We start from the raw sequence: 21,185 nt of genomic DNA on the forward strand, positions 1-21,185 counted from the left end.
TTTGCCGCTGTAGTTTACAAAATCGTTAACAATTTTGAAACAACAAGCGACTAACGATTTGTCCTTGATCACTGACAGCTGTAACACATCACAGCTTATCAGAAAAAAGCCGGCCGTCAGGCCGGCTTTTCGATTACATCACCAGACGGCGGATGTCAGACAACGTGTTGTTAATGATGGTAATGAAGCGAGCACCATCAGCACCGTCAATGACCCGGTGGTCGAAGGACAGAGACATTGGCATCATCAGACGCGGAGTGAACTCTTTACCATTCCAAACCGGTTCCATCGCGGACTTAGACACACCCAGAATAGCAACTTCCGGCGCGTTGACGATCGGCGCAAAGTGCGTAGTCCCGATGCCACCCAGGCTGGAGATGGTGAAGCATCCGCCCTGCATTTCGCCTGCGGTCAGCTTACCGTCACGGGCTTTCTTGGAGATCGCCATCAGTTCGCGAGACAGCTCAGTGATGCTCTTCTTGTTCACATCTTTGAACACTGGAACCACCAGACCATTCGGGGTATCAACCGCTACACCAATGTTGATGTATTTCTTCAGTGTCAGACGTTGAGCGTCTTCAGACAGTGAACTGTTGAAGCGTGGCATCTGCTCAAGGGCAGCAGCAACGGCTTTCATGATGAAGACAACTGGGGTGAATTTCACATCCAGTTTGCGCTTCTCAGCTTCGGCATTCTGCTGTTTACGGAACGCTTCCAGATCGGTGATGTCGGTTTTATCAAAGTGCGTAACGTGCGGGATCACCACCCAGTTACGGCTCAGGTTGGCACCAGAGATTTTCTGGATGCGACCCAATTCCACTTCTTCCACTTCACCAAACTTGCTGAAATCGACTTTCGGCCACGGCAGCAGCCCCGGCAGAGAACCACCGGTAGCAGCGGCAGGCGCAGACTCAGCGCGTTTCACGGCATCTTTCACGTAAGCCTGAACGTCTTCGCGCAGGATACGGCCTTTACGACCAGAACCCTTCACTTTCGCCAGATTCACGCCAAATTCACGAGCCAGACGACGGATAACCGGCGTGGCGTGAACATAAGCGTCATTCTCAGCGAACTCGCCCTTGCCTTCAGCTTTCGCTGCTGGTGCAGCAGCAGGTTTTGCCGCTGGAGCCGGTGCAGCCGCTTCTTGCTTGGCAGCCGGAGCTGGAGCCGCAGCAGGTGCAGCACCTTCCACTTCGAAGACCATGATCAGTGAGCCGGTTTTCACTTTATCGCCGGTGCTGATTTTGATTTCTTTAACCGTACCCGCAAACGGCGCAGGGACTTCCATTGAAGCCTTGTCGCCTTCAACGGTAATCAGTGACTGCTCAGCTGCGATTTTATCGCCAACTTTCACCATCACCTCAGTGACTTCAACTTCGTCACCGCCGATATCCGGTACGTTAACTTCTTTCGCCGCAGAGGCCGCTGGCGCAGCGGCAGGAGCCGCTTCTGCTTTAGGTTCAGAGGCAGCAGGTGCAGCACCCGCCACTTCGAATACCATGATCAGAGAACCGGTGGAAACTTTATCGCCGGTGCTGATTTTGATCTCTTTAACCGTACCTGCGAAAGGTGCCGGGACTTCCATAGATGCTTTGTCGCCTTCTACGGTGATCAGAGATTGTTCAGCCGCAACGGTGTCGCCTACTTTAACCAACACTTCGGTCACTTCGACTTCATCACCGCCGATATCCGGTACGTTGACGTCTTTCGCTGCCGATGCCGCTGGGGCAGCAGCCGGAGCTGCTTCTTTCTTCTCTTCTGCCTTGGCAGGCGCAGCATCAGCTGCACCGTCGGCGGAATCGAAAATCATGATCAGTTTGCCAGTTTCAACTTTGTCACCGACAGAGACTTTAATCTCTTTCACGACACCAGCTTGTGGAGAAGGGACTTCCATAGAAGCCTTATCACCTTCAACCGTGATCAGCGACTGTTCAGCTTCAACTTTGTCGCCAACCTTCACCAGCACTTCGGTGACTTCAACTTCATCTGCACCGATGTCCGGTACGTTGATTTCGATAGCCATGTAATCTTTACCTCTTATGCCAGACGCGGGTTAACTTTATCTGCATCGATGTTGAATTTAGTGATGGCATCTGCAACCACTTTCTTATCGATTTCACCGCGTTTAGCCAGTTCACCCAGAGCAGCAACCACGACGTAAGACGCATCCACTTCGAAGTGGTGACGCAGGTTCTCACGGCTGTCAGAACGACCGAAACCGTCAGTACCCAGTACGCGGTAATCGCTAGCAGGGACGAAGTTACGAATTTGCTCAGCAAACAGCTTCATGTAGTCAGTAGATGCAACCGCTGGCGCATCGCTCAATACCTGAGCTACGTAAGGGACGCGTGGCGCTTCGGTCGGATGCAGCATGTTCCAACGCTCACAATCCTGACCATCACGAGCCAGTTCAGTGAAGGACGTTACGCTGAATACGTCAGAACCGATGCCGTAGTCTGTCGCCAGAATCTGAGCCGCTTCACGTACGTGACGCAGGATAGAACCTGAGCCCAGCAGCTGCACTTTACCTTTGCTACCCTCAACCGTTTCCAGCTTGTAGATACCTTTACGGATACCTTCTTCCGCACCCTGCGGCATCGCAGGCATGTGGTAGTTTTCGTTCAGCGTGGTGATGTAGTAGTAAATGTTTTCTTGCGCGTCGCCATACATGCGGTGCAGACCGTCATGCATGATGACAGCCACTTCGTAGGCAAATGCCGGATCGTAAGAAATACAGTTCGGGATAGTCAGAGACTGAATGTGGCTGTGACCATCTTCGTGTTGCAGACCTTCGCCGTTCAGCGTCGTACGGCCTGAAGTCCCACCGATCAGGAAGCCACGCGCCTGTTGGTCACCCGCTGCCCAGCACAGGTCGCCGATACGTTGGAAACCGAACATGGAATAGTAGATGTAGAACGGAATCATCGGCAGGTTGTTGGTGCTGTAAGACGTTGCCGCTGCCAGCCAGGAAGAACCTGCGCCCAGCTCGTTGATACCTTCCTGCAGAATCTGACCTTTCTGGTCTTCTTTGTAGTAGGCAACCTGCTCACGGTCCTGCGGGATGTACTGCTGGCCTTTCGGACTATAAATACCGATCTGGCGGAACAGACCTTCCATACCGAAGGTACGCGCTTCGTCGGCGATGATCGGAACCAGACGATCTTTGATAGATTGGTTCTTCAGCATCACGTTCAGGGCACGTACAAACGCGATAGTGGTAGAGATTTCTTTGTTCTGCTCTTCGAGCAGCGTGCTGAAATCTTCCAGCGTTGGCAGGTCCAGCTTCTCATCAAAGTTCGGCTGACGAGATGGCAGGTAGCCACCCAGCGCCTGACGGCGTTCGTGCAGGTATTTGTACTCTGCAGAATCTTTATCGAAAGTGATGTAAGGCAGTTTTTCGATGTCGTCATCCGACACCGGCACGTTGAAGCGGTCGCGGAAGTAACGCACGCCATCCATGTTAACTTTCTTAACCTGGTGAGCGATGTTCTTACCTTCAGCCGCGTCGCCCATACCATAACCTTTAATGGTATGCGCCAGAATAACGGTTGGTTTACCTTTGGTGTCCTGCGCTTTTTTCAGTGCAGCGTAGACTTTCTTCGGATCGTGACCACCACGGTTCAGTGACCAAATCTGATCGTCGCTCCAGTCTTTAACCAGTGCAGCCGTCTCCGGGTATTTACCGAAGAAGTGCTCACGCACATAGGCACCGTTTTTGGATTTGAAAGTCTGGTAGTCGCCGTCGACGGTTTCGTCCATCAGTTGGATCAGTTTACCGCTGGTATCGTTACGCAGCAGTTCGTCCCAACGGTCGCCCCACATGACTTTGATCACGTCCCAGCCAGCGCCGCTGAAGATACCTTCCAGCTCATTGATGATCTTACCATTACCCGTAACCGGACCATCCAGACGTTGCAGGTTACAGTTGATAACGAAGACCAGGTTGTCCAGTTTTTCACGGGTCGCGATAGTGATCGCGCCTTTGGATTCTGGCTCGTCCATTTCACCGTCGCCCAGGAAGGCATAAACGGTTTGCTTAGACGTATCTTTCAGACCACGATTTTCCAGATACTTCAGGAATTTAGCCTGGTAGATGGCACCGATTGGGCCCAGACCCATAGAAACGGTCGGGAACTGCCAGAAGTCCGGCATCAGTTTAGGGTGCGGATAAGAAGACAGACCGTTACCGTGAACTTCCTGACGGAAGTTGTTCATCTGATCTTCAGTCAGGCGGCCTTCAAGGAAGGCACGAGCGTAAACGCCCGGAGAAATATGGCCCTGGAAGTAGACCAGGTCTCCGCCGTCCTGCGCAGTGCGAGCACGGAAGAAGTGGTTAAAGCACACTTCGTAGAAAGTGGCGGAAGACTGGAAAGAAGCCATGTGGCCGCCCAGATCCAGATCTTTTTTAGAAGCGCGCAGTACCGTCATGATCGCGTTCCAGCGGATTGCTGAGCGAATACGACGTTCCAGATCCAGATTACCAGGGTATTCCGGCTCGTCTTCCACTGCGATGGTGTTGACGTATTGACGCGCCGCCAAACCAGCAACAACACTTACGCCGCCTTTACGGGCTTCACTCAGAACCTGATCTATCAGGAACTGAGCGCGCTCAACACCCTCTTCACGGATGACCGATTCGATCGCCTGCAGCCAGTCGCGGGTTTCGATCGGATCCACGTCATTATTTAAACGATCTGACATGGTTATTCCTTATCTTCTCTAATCAGTTAGTTTATTGGAGCCTGTCTTCCTGCATTCTGACTTAGGTTTCACCCTAAGAAAAACGCAGGAAGACAGGCTCATCGTCGTCATTACCGCATTCAGAGCCCCAAAGTGCGGGTGCTCAATCCCTGCGTTGCTGGAGCCGACGCAGCGATCTCTCGCGCCGACTATGTTCCCGGTTAAGATCCAGCAATACTTCCTCAATAAACGCCAGATGACGGTGTGATGCTTCGCGCGCCTTTTCCGGCTCACGGGCAACAATCGCCTCAAAAATGCTGGCGCGATGAATGCTAACCTGAGCCAACACTTCGCGGCTCAAATAAAGCAACTCAAAATTCTGCCTCACGTTCTGTTCGAGCATTGGCCCCATACAACGCACCAAATGCAGCAACACCACATTATGCGTGGCTTCTGTTACAGCAACCTGATACTGCATAACGGCTTCTGACTCAGCGTCCAGATCGCCCGCTTCCCTCGCCTTCTCAATCACGGCATGACAATCACGGATACGTTGCAGATCCGACTCTGTGCCACGCAACGCAGCATAGTAGGCAGCAATGCCTTCCAGCGCATGACGCGTTTCCAGAAGATCGAACTGTGATTCGGGATGTGTGCTCAGTAATTCTGCCAGCGGATCGCTGACGCTTTGCCATAGATTGGCTTGAACGAAGGTACCACCACCCTGACGGCGCAAAAGGAGACCTTTGGCTTCCAGGCGTTGAATGGCTTCTCTCAGAGAAGGGCGGGAAACATCGAACTGTTTTGCCAGTTCGCGCTCCGGTGGGAGCTTCTCGCCGGGGCGCAAGGTTCCCTCAAGAATCAGAAACTCCAGCTGCTGTTCAATCACATCTGACAGTTTGGGCTGACGGATCTTGCTGTATGCCATAGTGAATTCTTCTCTGCGAATGGCGCGGAGTCAATTGGTAATACCAATTTAAAAAACGTGACGCTAAAGTAACAAAGTATTCACCTTCTGTCCATAAGGACCTTGAGCTAAATCACCAATCCCACCAGATTTTAACAAATGCACGAGAAACCTGCGGCAAAGTGATAGCCCGCCTGTGGTATGACCATTAATCCCCTCTGTCTATATTTTAACTTTTTTGAAACGTAAAGCAGGCGTTGCTGAACCGTTTAAATACGAAAATAGTGAATTTTAATTCAAAAAATCAGGTTTTTTATTCTCACAAGGAAAGCGTAATTACTCGCAGATCTCTATCGTGGTAAACACCATTTTACAGCGGGGATAAAGAGATAATAAAAAGGAGTAAACCTAAAGGGGTAGCAAGTTCCCTTCCCCCCTAAAAATCATCTCTCAATTTCTTGTTATCAGGTTCTTAATCAGGGAGAGGTAAAATTTTTGATGTGGCGATAGTTTTTAATTATCAGATTATAAGAAATCAGTGCAATCTGGCGTACTTATCACTATTCTCTGCCAAACGGTAGCGGCTTTCTTATTTTAAGAAACACCAACCCGTAAAAATAAAATTACACAAACGTATAGTCACTAATACGCGTGTTCGTTCACACCGTGTTTTTTACTTGCACTGGCAGAGGGTTAAATTTGATGGATAATCAACACACGGACGGCACGCTAAAGCGTGGTTTGAAAAACCGTCATATTCAGTTGATTGCCTTGGGTGGCGCGGTAGGTACTGGCCTCTTTCTTGGTATTGCGCAGACAATCAAAATGGCCGGGCCATCGGTCCTGTTAGGCTATGCAATTGGCGGGCTGATCGCGTTTCTCATTATGCGCCAACTGGGCGAGATGGTGGTCGAAGAACCGGTAGCCGGATCGTTCAGCCACTTTGCTTATAAATACTGGGGCGATTTCGCGGGCTTTGCATCGGGATGGAACTACTGGGTGCTGTATGTGCTGGTCGCCATGGCCGAGCTCAGCGCTGTGGGGATTTATGTCCAGTACTGGTGGCCAGACATTCCGACCTGGGTGTCCGCCGCTGTCTTCTTCCTGCTGATTAACGCCATCAATCTGGCGAACGTCAAAGTCTACGGTGAGATGGAATTCTGGTTTGCCATCATCAAAGTCGCCGCGATTATTGGCATGATCGTCTTCGGCGGCTGGCTGCTGCTCAGCGGTACGGGCGGGCCGGAAGCAACCGTGACCAACCTGTGGGCGCAGGGCGGATTCTTCCCGAATGGCGTGCTTGGTCTGGTGATGGCGATGGCCGTTATCATGTTCTCATTTGGCGGGCTGGAACTGGTGGGGATTACCGCAGCAGAAGCGGATGACCCAGAGAAAAGCATTCCACGTGCAACCAATCAGGTTATCTACCGTATCCTGATTTTCTATATCGGTTCACTCGCTATCCTGCTGTCACTGTACCCGTGGGGCAAGGTTGTGGAAGGCGGTAGCCCGTTTGTCATGATCTTCCATGAACTGAACAGTAACGTCGTGGCGACGGTGCTGAATATCGTGGTATTGACCGCTGCGCTGTCCGTTTATAACAGCTGTGTTTATTGCAACAGCCGCATGCTGTTCGGTCTGGCGAAACAGGGTAACGGGCCGAAAGTACTGAAAACTGTTGATGGCCGTGGCGTTCCCGTTGTTGCTATCGGCATCTCCGCGCTGGCAACGGCACTGTGCGTGCTGATCAACTATCTCATTCCCGGCAAAGCGTTCGAGCTATTGATGGCGCTGGTCGTGTCTGCTCTCGTGATTAACTGGGCGATGATCAGTCTGGCGCACCTGAAATTCCGTGCGCAAAAGGACAAAGAAGGGACGGTGACCAAGTTTAAAGCGCTGCTTTATCCGCTGGGTAACTACCTCTGCCTGCTGTTCCTGGCGGGTATACTGGTCATCATGTTCCTGACGCCGGGCATTCAAATTTCCGTCATGCTGATTCCGGTCTGGCTGGTTATTCTGGGCGTGGGATACTTTATCAAAAAGAAAAATCAGGCGAAGTAAGCCTCAGCGTTAACCGTGTTTCCTCGATTCAATGGCCGACCCTGTCGGCCATTTTCACATCAGGCTAAGGGGGAAACATCAAACCAACGCTCCATATATTGTCAGGAGTGCGACCACCACCACCAGCACCAGCGTCACCTTTTTCGCCAGCGTCACAGCAGCTTTGGGCGTCTCTACAGGCTCGATATGGGATTCACGCGCCAGAGAAAACTGAGCCAACTGCGTTAACACCCAGTATTGCGAGCTTCGGGAATCCCCCAGCGAGGCAAACCAGGCTGGCAGCGCTTTTTCGCCGTGTCCCAGCAAGGCGTATGCGGCACCGGCTAAACGTGCAGGGATCCAGTCAAGCCAATGCAATAAGCTATCAACACCTGATTGTGCACGCTCCAGCGGAGTGTGGTGGCGGGCAAGCCAGGTCTGTCTGGCGCGTAAAAACGCATACCCCGTCAGCGCAATCGGCCCATATGGCCCGGCAGCGATGAACCAGAACAGCGGAGCTAAATAAAAGCGGAAATTTATCCACAGCAGCGCGTTTTGCAGCTCTTTCAACTGCTCACTTTCGCCTGTGCCAACGGGCAGACCGTGAATCAGCGCCAGTTCTGCCGCCATTTCCCGACTCGCATCGGCTTCGCCGCGCTGTGCCGCCTGCAAATAGCGCCGATAGTGCTGGCGGATTTCACCCGCACCAATGCACATCAGGCTAATGATAATCCACAGCAAAAGAGAAATCAGGCCAAACAGAATGCCGCTTGTGAGACACAGCAGGCCCGCCACCACGCCCATGCTACACAGCGTGAGGAACAGCGTTTGCAACAAAGACGGAGACGGCATGTGCCGGAACACGACCTCAAGCCGATGATCGATCTGCCAGTGCTCGCCCTGTTTGAACAAGCGCTCCCATGCCAGCGTAAGCAACAGTGTAAACAGCGTCATTAATCCAGGCTCCCTTTGTTCTCTGTCCAGTTTTCTTGTAGCAGATGATGATAGCCGTCCCAGTCAAATGCCGGGCCGGGGTCGGTTTTACGACCCGGAGCGATGTCGCTGTGTCCGGTAATGCGCGACGGCGTAATGGGATAGGCCTGCATTAACAGGCGTGTAATCGCAGCCAAAGAATGATATTGCTCTGTGGTAAAAGGCAGCGTATCCGTCCCTTCCAGCTCAATGCCGATAGAAAAATCATTACAACGTTCCCGGCCTTCAAACTCCGAAACGCCAGCATGCCAGGCGCGCTGATCGAAAGACACATACTGCGTAGTTTGCCCGTCGCGGCGAATCAGACAGTGCGCCGCGACGCGTAAATGAGAAATATCGGCGAAATAGGGATGCACCGAGGGATCCAAAGTAGCCGTAAACAGTTGGTCAATATAGGGACCGCCAAACTCACCGGGCGGCAAACTAATATTGTGGATCACCAGTAGGGAAGGCACCTCATTATTCGGGCGGCCATCATAATGCGGTGAAGGCGTGTGTGTAATGTCGGATAACCAGCCATTTTCCAAAAGCATCGGCGATAACCTCGCATCGTATCGTTTGCCGGCTGAATCAGGCGAAAAATCAATTTCAGGCGTAAAAACCATGTAGCCAAAAATCCTTGTATCCAAGATACCATGTTTCACGTCATGCTATCTATTCAACTGGGCATCAATAGATTTTACCGTTTGTTTTGTGATATTCCTGCCGTTTCCCTGCCTGAATGCAATCCGATACCTTTTTAGTAAGGTGAAATCTCCCACATCATTATGTGATAAAAGTCACATTACAAATGTAATGACGCAACAATAGGCAATCGTTTTCGTGCATTGCGTCTATTTTTACTTAAAATACATGACAAAATTATCTTCTGATTTTTTTAGATATTACCAAAACTTATTTTGCGGTCTTACGTACGACGTACATAACGTCTAACACTATGGTACTTAACATGAAAAAAACTTTCGCTGTAGGCGCCTTGCTTGCACTGTCATGCTCAATGCCTGCACTTGCCGACAGCAATAAAGCCGAATACCTGTCCGACTGGTGGCATCAGAGCATTAACGTCGTCGGCAGTGCCCACACCCGTTTCGGACCGCAACTGAACAGCACCACCTACCTCGAATACGAAGCGTTTGCACGTAAAGACTGGTTCGATTTCTACGGCTATGCCGATGCACCTAAATTTTTTGGTGGCGATCCCGACAGCCGTGGCATTTGGGACAAAGGATCTCCGCTGTTTGTCGAGATCGAACCACGCTTCTCTATTGATAAGCTGACGGGCGCTGACCTCAGTTTTGGCCCGTTTAAAGAGTGGTACATCGCCAATAACGTTATCTACGATCAGGGTCGCAACAGCGGTTCACGCCAAAGCACGTGGTACATGGGCTTAGGTACTGATATTGATACCGGCACCGATCTGTCCCTGTCAGTGAACGGCTATGCCAAATACCAATGGCAGAACTACGGCGCAGCGAACGAAAACGAGTGGGATGGCTACCGTGTAAAGGTGAAATATTCTTACCCACTGGGCTCAATGCTGGGCGGCAACGTCTCGTATATCAGCTTCACCAATTTCGACTTTGGCTCAGAACTGCGTGATAAATCGAATGCAAGCCGCACTAACAACTCCATTGCCTCCAGCCATATTCTGGCGCTGGGCTACGACCACTGGCACTACTCTTTCGTTGCGCGTTATTTCCACAACGGCGGCCAATGGGCTGATGGCGCAGAACTCAATTTCGGCAAAGGTCCGTTTGAAGTGAAATCTACCGGCTGGGGCTACTACCTGGTCGTTGGTTATAACTTCTAAAATCGCATCCCCTTTCCGGCGATCGGAGATCGCTCGCCGGAAAGTAAATAACAGTAACGGATTGAATTATAATAACTATTCATTCTGGATGTCCCGATATAAACAAGGTAGCATAGACCTCCGAATCCCCCTTCGGAGTTTTGTCATGTCAACGCGTCGCTACAGTCAGGAACAACGCCAAAAAGCTTTACTCGCTCGTATTGCACAAGATATCCCCGCTAGCGTGCAACTGGCCTTACGTGAAGATTTAGGCAGCATCGTCGATGCTAATCAAGATATTACCGCCCTTCTGCTACCCGACAACGAGACCGTCAGCGCCCGCATTATCACGCGCGAAGCGGGTATATTCTGCGGCACGCGCTGGCTTGAGGAAGTCTTTTCTCAATTAGGCGGCACGACAACGATCGTCTGGCACGTTACCGATGGCGACGCCATCACGCCCAACCAAACGCTGTGTGATATCACAGGCCCAGCCAAACAGCTCCTGACGGGCGAACGCACTGCGCTGAATTTCCTGCAAACGCTGTCCGGCGTCGCCACCGAAGTCAGCCGTTATGTTGCCGTATTGCAGGGAACGCGCACTCGGCTGCTGGATACGCGCAAGACGCTACCGGGGCTAAGAACCGCACTGAAATACGCCGTATCATGCGGTGGCGGAGACAACCACAGACTCGGTTTATCCGACGCCTTCCTGATCAAGGAAAACCACATCATCGCCGCAGGCTCAATCAAAAATGCGGTAGAAAAAGCGCAGTCTTTACGCAGCGATGTTCCGGTAGAAGTTGAAGTCGAATCGCTGGATGAGTTACATCAGGCGCTGGAAGCGGGCGCAGATATCATCATGCTGGATAATTTCAGTCTCGATAACATCCGAGAAGCCGTTGCTGTAGCACAAGGCCATGCGCTGCTGGAAATCTCCGGCAATGTCACTCTCGACACGCTGCGTGGCTATGCGGAAACTGGCGTGGACTATATCTCAGTCGGGGCGTTAACCAAGCACGTACAGGCACTGGATTTATCCATGCGCTTCGTCTAACCGTTCCTCTATTTCTACCTGCGAGGTGCTATTACGCACCTCGTACACCTCTCATCCTCTCGCACACCATCGTAACGCCATAGACTGACAATCCCACACGAACATCCTGCCCCGACAGCGTGAAATTGCGTCTCTACTCGCAAAAAACTTTCAATCCTCTGCAAATATCTAAAAACATGTCGTGACGCTTTCCTATTTCGCTTTTCCCTGCTCGTCAGCCTTCATACGCTTTTCTATGCTGCCAGCCATCCGTAGGGATTTATGTAACGCAACATTTATGCGCCACAAAATTTATATGCAACAACAGGGAAATCAACATGACAAAACAACAAGGATTTACGCTGATTGAGCTGATGATCGTCATTGCGATCATCGCCATCCTCAGCGCTATTGGCGTACCGGCTTATCAAGGCTATCTGCAAAAAGCAGCGCTGACGGACATGCTGCAAACGATGGTGTCTTATAAAACGCCAGTCGATCTCTGTGGTCTGGAAAATGCCGCTTTTACGGCCTGCAATGCAGGTAATCAGGGAATACCGGGTAGCAAATCTTCACGCTATGTCAGCGCCGTTAGCGTCACTCAAGGAGTGATTACGCTAACCGGACAATCCACGCTGCAAGGTCTGCGCGTGATTCTGACACCAACATGGGATACCGAAATCGGCGCTTCACGCTGGACGAAAAACTGTGCCACGGATAACAATACAGAGAGCCTGCAATCCGCCTGTCAGGACGTTTTCCGTTTTGATAATACGGCAGGCTAATCATGACAGACTCATCCTTTTCCTCCGAGCATACGCTCAGCGAGTTACAGACGCTGTGCCGACGGTATCAGGCATTGTTGCTCAGCCTCGATGAACAAACGCTGTCGGTCGCCGTCACGGCTTCCCCTTCTGCGGAAATGATTGCCGCGCTGCGTTTCGCCAGCAATCGCCGAATTATGGTGGAACAATGGCCACAGGCCAGAATGGAACAACAGCTTAACCCGCTGAACGCCGTTGCCGAGCCCGCAGAAACCTACCATGCCAATACTTATAACAGCAGCACCAGGCCGCAGGATCATGACGATGACTCCCCCGTTGCACAATTTATCCATCAAACGCTGCGTCTCGCCGTTCAGCGACGCGCTTCTGATATCCACTTTGAGCCGTTACTGGACAGCTATCGCGTACGTCTGCGCATTGACGGCGTGCTACAGGCCATATCCGCACCGCCTCCCGAACTGACAAACCGTATTACCGCACGGCTGAAAATCATGGGTAAGTTGAACATCGCCGAACGGCGATTGCCGCAGGACGGTCAATTTAGCCTGACGCTGGATCAACAAGCCTATTCGTTACGCATTGCGACCCTACCCGTACAACAAGGAGAAAAAGTCGTGCTGCGTATCTTGCAAACGCACCAGCAGGAGTTAGCACTGGATAAACTCGGCCTCACCACAAAGTCATTACAGCAGGTGATTAGCGTACTGAGCGCCTCACAGGGGATGCTGTTAGTCACGGGTCCAACGGGCAGTGGAAAAACCGTCACGCTTTACAGTGCGATACGCTGGCTAAACGAGTGCAGCCGCAATATCTGTAGCGTAGAAGATCCGGTCGAAATTCCCCTGGAAGGAATTAACCAAACGGCAATCAATCCTAAAGCTGAACTGGGATTTGGCCGAATTTTACGAGCCCTGCTGCGACAGGATCCTGACATCATTATGATCGGTGAAATACGCGATGCCGAAACCGCAGAAATTGCAGTAAAAGCCGCACAAACTGGCCATCTGGTTATGTCCACGCTGCATACCAACTCTGCCGTAGACACGTTAACTCGCCTCAGTCATCTAGGCATCCCCGGTTACCTGTTAGCGGCGGCGCTAAAACTCATCATTGCCCAACGCCTTGTACGTCGGCTATGCCCGCACTGTAAAACCCCAGGAGAACCGCTACTTTCACTGCCAAACAACCTATGGCAAGGGCCACTGCACCATTGGAAAGCCCACGGTTGTAGTCACTGTTTTTCTGGCTACTATGGCCGCGTCGCGCTCTATGAATTATTGCCCATCACGCCAGATTTTCAGGCAGCACTGGCGGGCAACGCCAGCACAGGGGAATTATCCACACTGTCTCACCACTCAGGTTTTCCAACCTTGCTCGCCGCAGGGCTTGAGTTGGTCAACGATGGCCTGACCTCACTTGAGGAAGTCTACCGTGTAGTGGGCGATGAGCACGCAATGAACCAGGAGACGCAATGAAGCTACAGCGCTTATACCACTGGCAGGCCATCACGTCTGAGGGCGAATTTATCGATGGAGAACTCATCAGCACACACCGCCAGTACGCCTATGCCAGCCTGATTGCGCAGGGCTACCAGCCGCTTCTTGTAAAAGCCGGCGATTATCTGTCGCTACGCTACTGGAAACGTGAGCAGCTAGGCGAGTTAATCAAACAGCTTGCTGCCCTGCTACAAGCGGGATTGCCACTGCTGGAAGCATTAAAACTGGTGTCGGAACAGCACGAGCGCCCCGGCTGGCGCTGCATATTGCGGGAGGTTCGTACCCATGTTGCGCAGGGAAGCTCGCTGTCTGAGGCATTACACGAATATCCCCATATCTTTCCCGTTTTGTATCAATCCCTCATTGCCGTCGGCGAATTGACTGGGAAGTTAGACGCATGCTGCCTACAGCTCGCTCAGCAGCAAGAAAAACAGTCCAGACTGCAACAGAAAGTCATCAAAGCACTACGCTACCCCTGCTTTGTTTTGGCCATTGCCATAGTGGTCAGCATGATGATGTTGACGTTGGTTCTGCCCGAGTTTGCGACGCTCTATTCCTCGTTCGATACACCGTTGCCGTGGTTTACCCGGCAGTTGCTGCATCTGGCAGAGATAGTCACTGACTACGGATTTATTGGGTTGCTGGTACTCAGTGGCCTGATAGTGGGCTACGCCCGCTTGAGGCAGAAACGGCCATTATGGAAAATCCGAGAGCAGGAGTGGCTGCTGAAGCTTCCTATCGTATCTAGCCTGCTACGCGGTAAATCGCTGAACCAGATATTCCATATCCTCGCCATGACGCAACATGCTGGTTTGACGCTCCCGGAAGGGCTCGATGCCGCCGCGACGATCCGTCACCCGCTTTATCAGACCGCGATTCAACAAATACAAACGCAACTGCATCAGGGCACGTCGCTGTACCATGCCACACAACATCACGCCTCGCTGTTCCCCGCACCTTGTCCGCAGTTAATTCGCGTGGGGGAAGAAACCGGTGCATTGGATACGATCTTTACACAACTGGCAGAATGGCATGAGGGTCGGGTACAGCAGCAGGCAGACATGTTGACACAAACGCTGGAACCGTTGTTGATGATGGTCGTCGGGGGAATGGTCGGGGCGCTGGTGATTGGCATGTATTTGCCTATCTTTCAGTTGGGGAATGTATTGGCCGGTGCCTGAACCGACCAATACAGAACCAAAAAGCTACATCGTACCCGCCACCGTTAGCGGCAGACAGACGACGCGAAACAGCAGCAATTACCCGTTGAAAATACGGTTTTCCTGCTCGGCCACGCGGATAAACGTCGTACGCTTCGTCAGTTCTTTCAAACGGGATGCGCCGACATAGGTGCAGGCCGAACGCAGGCCGCCAAGAATATCGCGCACGGTATTGTCTACCGGACCACGCAGAGGCAATTTCACGGTTTTTCCTTCCGCAGCCCGGTACTCCGCCACGCCACCGACATGGCGCTCCATCGCGGATGCAGAACTCATGCCGTAGAACAGCATCATTTTCTCACCGTTTTCTTCGACGATGGTTCCTTCACATTCATCATGTCCTGCCAACATACCGCCCAACATGACGAAATCGGCTCCGCCGCCAAAGGCTTTCGCTACATCGCCTGGCATGGCGCAACCGCCGTCGCTCACAATTTGTCCACCGAGACCATGCGCTGCATCGGCGCATTCAATCACCGCCGAGAGCTGAGGATAACCGACCCCCGTTTTAACGCGCGTCGTGCAGACAGAACCGGGGCCAATACCGACTTTAACAATATCCGCGCCAGAAAGAATAAGTTCCTCAACCATTTCACCAGTCACAACGTTTCCAGCACAGATAACCTTATCTGGGCAGGCCTCGCGCGCTTTTTGCAGGAACGTGACAAAGTGCTCAGAATAGCCATTGGCCACATCGATACAGATAAATTTCAGCTCAGGCGATAGCGCCAGAATTTGCTTTAACTTGATGAAATCAGCCTCAGATGTCCCGGTCGAGACCATCACATGGCGCAATACCGATGCCGGTGTGCGTTGCACAAACTGAGACCATTGCTCGACAGAATAGTGTTTATGGACCGCCGTCAGAACATCAAAAGAGGCCAGGACCTCCGCCATACTAAACGTACCCACGGTATCCATATTGGCTGCGATAATCGGTACACCGGACCAGTTGCCGCCGGCATGGAGGAAGGTGAATTGGCGTTCCAGTTCAACGTCGGAGCGGCTTTTCAGCGTCGAACGCTTTGGCCGGATGAGAACATCTTTAAAGCCTAACTTTAAATCTTCTTCAATACGCATGAGGTTCGAGTTCCTGGTGAGTGACGGCGGAATGCTCAGTATTGATTATTACTGAGTGAAAAAATAATGCCCTTTACCAGTGACGTTATCATACGCAGGAATAATCCTGCGGCAAGACTGCGATTTTCACTTTATTTGGGATAAAATCAGAGAAATTTACCTATCACCGAGCAACGTGATAGCGTGAAGCACACTGCGGTTTATGCCTGATTGACTTCAGGGGCAGAGGAAAGTATTCCTCTCCACTTGAAAATAGTAGCAATGTTAACTTTTCAACACGGGTGCAATGACATACATCGTAGCCTTAACGGGCGGTATCGGCAGCGGCAAAAGTACCGTAGCCGATGAATTTGCCAAATTAGGGGCCACTATCGTTGACGCTGATATCATCGCGCGTCAAGTAGTCGAGCCTGGGAAACCCGCGCTGGATACCATCAGGATCCGGTTTGGCGACGCTATACTCAATATCGATGGTTCATTGAACCGCACCGCACTACGCCAACGGATTTTTTCCTCACCTGAGGAGAAGCAGTGGCTGAATAATTTACTCCATCCGTTGATCCATCAGGAAACACAGGCCCTGTTTCAGGCTGCATCCGCACCGTATATTCTGTGGGTCGTCCCTTTACTGGTGGAGAACGGTTTACAACAGCGAGCGCAGCGTATCCTGGTCGTTGATGTAGACAAAGAAACACAGCTTGCACGCACGCTGGCCCGCGATGGCATCAGCCAGCAACAAGCAGAAAATATACTGGCAGCACAGGCTACCCGAGAACAGCGCCTGGCTTATGCCGATGATATTATTGATAACAGTCGCTGCCCAAACGCGCTGGCTCCACAGGTTGCGGAATTACACCGCCAGTACCTGAAGCTCGCCGCCTACGCAGCCGACAGGATGACTAAGAATGAGTGACGCTCCCTCAACGATTTTATTCGAATACCCGCTGAACGAAAAAACACGTACCTGGTTGCGTATCGAGTCATTATTGCAGCAGTTGCACCAAAACCACTCCCTGACCGATATGGGAGGCGCTCTGACATTTTTTCGTGCTATCGCCGAACTGCTCGATGTGCTGGAACGTGGAGATGTACGTACCGAGCTACTGAAAGAACTAGAGCGGCAACAGCAAAAACTGCTGCAATGGAGTGACGTACCAGGCGTTGACATGGAGCGCATCCATACGCTGAGACGCCAGTTGAAAGATCTGGCCAGTACGCTGATGGCTGCACCACGAATGGGGCAGTTCTTACGGGAAGATCGCCTGATTGGCATGGTTCGCCAGCGACTGGGGATCCCCGGTGGATGTTGCAGTTTCGATTTACCTACACTGCATAGCTGGTTACACCAACCTCAGGAACTGCGTGAGAAATTGGTTTCCGGCTGGCTTAACTCTTTGTCTCCGCTCAAACAAGCGCTGGATATGATCCTGGAACTGATCCGCCACTCCGGCACATTCCGCCCTCAGACAAGCCTGAACGGTTTCTTCCAGGACAATGCCTCCGATGCTGATCTGCTGCGTTTGCGCCTTGAACTGGTACATCAGCTCTATCCACAGATATCCGGTCATAAGACACGCTATGCCATCCGTTTTCTGCCATTAGATATCGAAAACGGCCACATCCCTCCGCGTTTAACATTTGAACTGGCCTGCTGCTAGACTCAGCTCTGGCAAATCAGAATGTGTTGAGTCACAAATAGAGTGAAAAAGAATTTTATGACCACAGAAATTACGACAGTGAAATGCCCAACCTGCAAGCAGGCGGTCATCTGGGATGAAACCAGCATCTATCGCCCATTTTGCAGCAAACGTTGTCAACTCATCGATTTAGGTGAATGGGCTGATGAAGAAAAGCGCATTCCAAGTGATGATATGGTTTCTGATAGTGAAGAGTGGAGCGAAACGCGCTAACGGCCGCGTTTCGCGATGATGGCTTTCAGACAGGTAAAGCTAGATTAAAGCGATTTCAGCCAGCGGATCATCTCTGCATTCGCTGGCGGAAATTCTTCCTCACGTAATTCTTCTACGCTAACCCAGCGAGACTCCTGACCTTCCCGGCCATAGGGTTCCCCCTGCCATGTTTCAACCAGAAAGAAATGAAGCGTGATAATTCTCTCCGGCGTAGAAAACGTTTTGTCGTTTAGCGCCTGTGGTGCGCTCGCTTCAATGCCCGTTTCTTCACGCAGTTCACGAATCAGCGCCTGCTCTGGCGTTTCGCCCTCTTCAACTTTACCGCCGGGAAATTCCCACATCCCTGCCATATGAACGCCATCAGGGCGGCGAGCAATGAAATATTGCTGCTCCACATTGCGGATGATGCCGACCGCGACGGATAACTGTTTTTGCGTCATGACACTTCCTATCAGGTTCTTATCAAGTAAAAGGCGGTCAATGACCGCCCTTGTACTTATCACATTTTAATCACTGGATTCAGCGGCCAATTATTTCTGTAAGCGACCGTGGCACTGCTTATATTTCTTGCCTGAACCACAGGGGCAAGGGTCGTTACGTCCAATTTTACGGTCAGCCTGCGCCGGTGAACCCATGTTCAGGCTATCTTCTTCCTGATGGCTAAACTGTTGCTGCTGCGCCAAACGCTCAGCTTCTTCACGGCGTTGCTGCTCCAGCGCTTCGATTTCTTCCGGCATTCTCACCTGAACTTTGCTCAGCGTACTGATCACCTCATATTTCAGTGATTCCAGCATTGCGGCAAACATAGAGAACGACTCTCGCTTATATTCTTGTTTCGGATCTTTCTGTGCATAGCCACGCAAATGGATGCCCTGACGCAGGTAATCCATTGCCGCCAGATGCTCTTTCCACAAGGAATCGAGCGTTTGCAGCATCACGCCTTTCTCGAAGTTGCGCATGACTTCCGCGCCAACCACTTCTTCTTTGCGATGATAAACCTCAAGCGCCTGCTGGAAAATACGCTCACGCAACGTTTCTTCATGTAGCTCAGGCTCTTTATCCAGCCACGCCTTGATCGGCATATCCAGGTCGAAGTCGTTCTTCAGGCGCTGCTCCAGGCCTTCCGTATCCCACATTTCTTCCAGAGATTCCGGTGGAATATAGCTGTCGATAGTCGCTTTAAACACATCCTCACGAATACTGGTGATGGTTTCACTGATATCGGACACATCCAGCAGTTCGTTACGCTGTGTGTAGATCGCACGACGTTGGTCGTTCGCCACATCATCGTATTCCAGCAGCTGTTTACGAATATCAAAGTTACGGCTTTCCACTTTACGCTGTGCGTTAGCAATCGCCTTGGTGACCCACGGGTGCTCAATCGCCTCGCCCGGTTTCATACCCAGTTTACGCATCATGTTGGAAACGCGATCGGAGGCAAAAATACGCATCAGCGCATCTTCCATCGACAGGTAGAAGCGTGATGAACCCGCATCCCCCTGGCGACCAGAACGACCACGCAACTGGTTATCGATACGGCGAGACTCATGGCGCTCTGTACCGATAATATGCAAACCACCCGCAGCCAACACCGCATCATGGCGCACTTTCCAGGCCGCTTTGATTTCTGCAATTTGTGCGTCATCTGGATTTTCCAGATGTGCGACTTCTGCCTGCCAGCTACCACCCAATACAATGTCCGTACCACGACCGGCCATATTAGTCGCGATAGTCACCGCGCCAGCCTGACCCGCCTGAGCAACGATATCGGCTTCCATGGCGTGGAATTTCGCATTCAACACATTATGTTTGATGCCCGCTTTTTCCAACGCATGAGAAACCACTTCCGATTTCTCGATAGAGATCGTACCGACCAGAATCGGCTGGCCTTTTACCGAGCGGTCTTTGATATCTTCAATAATAGCATCGATTTTTTCCTGCTCAGTCATGTAGACCAGGTCAGGCAAGTCTTTACGAATCATCGGACGGTTGGTCGGCACCACAATCGTATCCAGCTTATAGATGGAGCTGAATTCGAACGCTTCGGTATCTGCCGTACCGGTCATACCAGCCAGTTTTTCATACAGGCGGAAGTAGTTCTGGAAGGTAATGGAAGCCAGCGTCTGGTTTTCATTCTGAATGGTCACCTTCTCTTTCGCTTCAACAGCCTGATGCAAACCATCGGACCAGCGACGCCCCTGCATGGTACGGCCAGTGTGTTCGTCAACGATGATCACTTCACCGTCTTTCACAATGTAATCCACATCGCGGGTAAACAGCACGTGCGCACGCAGCGCGGCGGTCACATGGTGCATCAGCATGATGTTCGTCGGAGAATACAGTGATTCGCCCTCCTCCATAATGCCTTCTTTCACCAGCAATTCTTCTACCAGAACCAGACCTCGCTCGGTGAGGTTAACCTGACGCGCTTTCTCATCAACAGAGAAGTGGCCTTCGCCGTGGAAGGTATCCGAATCTTCTTTCTCCTGACGGATCAGGTGAGGGATGATTTTATTGACGCTGATATAAAGCTCAGAGCTGTCTTCAGCCGGGCCAGAAATGATCAGCGGCGTACGCGCTTCATCGATCAGGATGGAGTCAACCTCATCCACCAGCGCGTAGTACAATTTACGCTGCACACGCTCTTCTGGGCTGAACGCCATGTTGTCACGCAGGTAGTCAAAACCGTATTCGTTATTGGTACCGTAGGTGATGTCTGCGGCATACGCTTCACGCTTCGCAGGAGCAGGCATACCCGGCAGGTTGATGCCGACACTCAGGCCAAGGAATTCAAATAAAGGACGGTTATTTTCAGCATCACGCTGTGCCAGATAATCGTTCACGGTCACGACGTGTACGCCACGACCCGTCAGCGCGTTCAGGTACGCAGGCAACGTTGCCGTCAGCGTTTTACCTTCACCAGTACGCATCTCTGCGATGCAGCGTTCGTTCAGTACCATACCGCCAAGCAGCTGCACGTCAAAGTGGCGCATACCAAATACACGCTTACTGGATTCACGCACCACGGCGAAGGCTTCAGGCAACAGACTCTCGAGCGTTGCGCCTTTTTCCAGACGAACACGGAACTCCAGCGTTTTCGCTTGCAGTTCCTCATCTGAAAGTTTTTCCATTTCTGGCTCTAAACGACTGATGACATCAACATTTTTACGCATACGACGCAGCGTACGATCGTTACGGCTACCAAAAATTTTGGTTAGGATATTCATGACCATAATAGTTTTAATCTCA

At 51.6% G+C, this 21,185-nt stretch carries 17 protein-coding genes; 9 read left to right on the top strand and 8 right to left on the bottom strand.

What is annotated here, in order from left to right:
- Nucleotides 1–133: 133 nt before the first annotated feature.
- From aceF to pdhR, 3 genes are all read right to left on the bottom strand, one after another.
- A complete protein-coding gene (gene aceF, locus KKH3_RS16440; RefSeq protein WP_039361537.1) occupies nucleotides 134–2,023 on the bottom strand; it encodes a pyruvate dehydrogenase complex dihydrolipoyllysine-residue acetyltransferase in 1,890 nt (629 codons plus the stop codon).
- 14 nt (nucleotides 2,024–2,037) lie between these two features.
- Complete coding sequence (aceE, locus tag KKH3_RS16445; protein WP_039361539.1) at nucleotides 2,038–4,701, bottom strand: pyruvate dehydrogenase (acetyl-transferring), homodimeric type; 2,664 nt, start codon at nucleotides 4,699–4,701, stop codon at nucleotides 2,038–2,040.
- A gap of 142 nt (nucleotides 4,702–4,843) precedes the next feature.
- Nucleotides 4,844–5,608 (bottom strand): pyruvate dehydrogenase complex transcriptional repressor PdhR, encoded by a 765-nt coding sequence (gene pdhR / locus KKH3_RS16450; RefSeq protein ID WP_010306328.1) that lies wholly within the window; start codon nucleotides 5,606–5,608, stop codon nucleotides 4,844–4,846.
- A gap of 681 nt (nucleotides 5,609–6,289) precedes the next feature.
- On the opposite strand from pdhR, the gene KKH3_RS16455 reads away from it, so the two are divergent.
- A complete protein-coding gene (locus tag KKH3_RS16455; RefSeq protein ID WP_039361541.1) occupies nucleotides 6,290–7,648 on the top strand; it encodes an amino acid permease in 1,359 nt (452 codons plus the stop codon).
- 78 nt (nucleotides 7,649–7,726) lie between these two features.
- On the opposite strand, the gene ampE is transcribed toward KKH3_RS16455, so the two are convergent.
- Nucleotides 7,727–8,581, bottom strand: coding sequence for a beta-lactamase regulator AmpE (gene ampE / locus KKH3_RS16460; protein WP_039361543.1), 855 nt, complete (start codon nucleotides 8,579–8,581; stop codon nucleotides 7,727–7,729).
- The gene (gene ampD / locus KKH3_RS16465) at nucleotides 8,581–9,153 is read right to left on the bottom strand and encodes a 1,6-anhydro-N-acetylmuramyl-L-alanine amidase AmpD (RefSeq protein WP_039362552.1); all 573 of its coding nucleotides are present in this window, start codon (nucleotides 9,151–9,153) and stop codon (nucleotides 8,581–8,583) included. The genes ampE and ampD overlap by 1 nt, the downstream gene beginning before the upstream one ends.
- A 416-nt stretch (nucleotides 9,154–9,569) precedes the next feature.
- On the opposite strand from ampD, the gene KKH3_RS16470 reads away from it, so the two are divergent.
- The 5 genes from KKH3_RS16470 (at nucleotide 9,570) to hofC (ending at nucleotide 14,907) form a co-directional block, all read left to right on the top strand.
- Nucleotides 9,570–10,430, top strand: coding sequence for a nucleoside-specific channel-forming protein Tsx (locus KKH3_RS16470; RefSeq protein WP_039361545.1), 861 nt, complete (start codon nucleotides 9,570–9,572; stop codon nucleotides 10,428–10,430).
- Nucleotides 10,431–10,575: 145 nt separating this feature from the next.
- Nucleotides 10,576–11,466: a carboxylating nicotinate-nucleotide diphosphorylase gene (nadC, locus tag KKH3_RS16475; protein WP_039361547.1), complete on the top strand. Its 891-nt coding sequence runs from the start codon at nucleotides 10,576–10,578 to the stop codon at nucleotides 11,464–11,466.
- Between the two features lie 317 nt (nucleotides 11,467–11,783).
- Complete coding sequence (gene ppdD / locus KKH3_RS16480) at nucleotides 11,784–12,230, top strand: prepilin peptidase-dependent pilin (protein WP_039361549.1); 447 nt, start codon at nucleotides 11,784–11,786, stop codon at nucleotides 12,228–12,230.
- Between the two features lie 2 nt (nucleotides 12,231–12,232).
- Nucleotides 12,233–13,705, top strand: a complete 1,473-nt coding sequence (gene gspE / locus KKH3_RS16485) for a type II secretion system protein GspE (RefSeq protein WP_039361550.1) — start codon at nucleotides 12,233–12,235, stop codon at nucleotides 13,703–13,705.
- The gene (gene hofC, locus KKH3_RS16490; protein ID WP_039361553.1) at nucleotides 13,702–14,907 is read left to right on the top strand and encodes a protein transport protein HofC; all 1,206 of its coding nucleotides are present in this window, start codon (nucleotides 13,702–13,704) and stop codon (nucleotides 14,905–14,907) included. Before gspE ends, hofC begins: the two co-directional genes overlap by 4 nt.
- A 78-nt stretch (nucleotides 14,908–14,985) precedes the next feature.
- Here the strand turns inward: hofC and KKH3_RS16495 are convergent, their stop codons facing one another.
- On the bottom strand, nucleotides 14,986–16,026 hold the full coding sequence (locus KKH3_RS16495) for a GMP reductase (protein ID WP_010681506.1): 1,041 nt from the start codon (nucleotides 16,024–16,026) through the stop codon (nucleotides 14,986–14,988).
- Between the two features lie 286 nt (nucleotides 16,027–16,312).
- On the opposite strand from KKH3_RS16495, the gene coaE reads away from it, so the two are divergent.
- From coaE to yacG, 3 genes are read left to right on the top strand one after another with little or no spacing between them, the layout of a single operon-like run.
- The gene (gene coaE / locus KKH3_RS16500) at nucleotides 16,313–16,939 is read left to right on the top strand and encodes a dephospho-CoA kinase (RefSeq protein WP_039361555.1); all 627 of its coding nucleotides are present in this window, start codon (nucleotides 16,313–16,315) and stop codon (nucleotides 16,937–16,939) included.
- Nucleotides 16,932–17,684, top strand: coding sequence for a cell division protein ZapD (zapD, locus tag KKH3_RS16505; protein WP_039361556.1), 753 nt, complete (start codon nucleotides 16,932–16,934; stop codon nucleotides 17,682–17,684). Before coaE ends, zapD begins: the two co-directional genes overlap by 8 nt.
- Before the next feature lie 57 nt (nucleotides 17,685–17,741).
- Complete coding sequence (gene yacG / locus KKH3_RS16510; protein ID WP_039361558.1) at nucleotides 17,742–17,936, top strand: DNA gyrase inhibitor YacG; 195 nt, start codon at nucleotides 17,742–17,744, stop codon at nucleotides 17,934–17,936.
- 44 nt (nucleotides 17,937–17,980) lie between these two features.
- Here yacG and mutT read toward each other — a convergent pair whose 3' ends face one another.
- Together mutT and secA are read right to left on the bottom strand one after the other, a co-directional pair.
- The gene (gene mutT / locus KKH3_RS16515) at nucleotides 17,981–18,376 is read right to left on the bottom strand and encodes an 8-oxo-dGTP diphosphatase MutT (RefSeq protein WP_039361561.1); all 396 of its coding nucleotides are present in this window, start codon (nucleotides 18,374–18,376) and stop codon (nucleotides 17,981–17,983) included.
- 90 nt (nucleotides 18,377–18,466) lie between these two features.
- The gene (gene secA / locus KKH3_RS16520; RefSeq protein WP_039361563.1) at nucleotides 18,467–21,169 is read right to left on the bottom strand and encodes a preprotein translocase subunit SecA; all 2,703 of its coding nucleotides are present in this window, start codon (nucleotides 21,167–21,169) and stop codon (nucleotides 18,467–18,469) included.
- Nucleotides 21,170–21,185 lie beyond the last annotated feature (16 nt).

It is taken from the genome of Pectobacterium actinidiae, from assembly GCF_000803315.1.
GTDB lineage: Bacteria > Pseudomonadota > Gammaproteobacteria > Enterobacterales > Enterobacteriaceae > Pectobacterium > Pectobacterium actinidiae.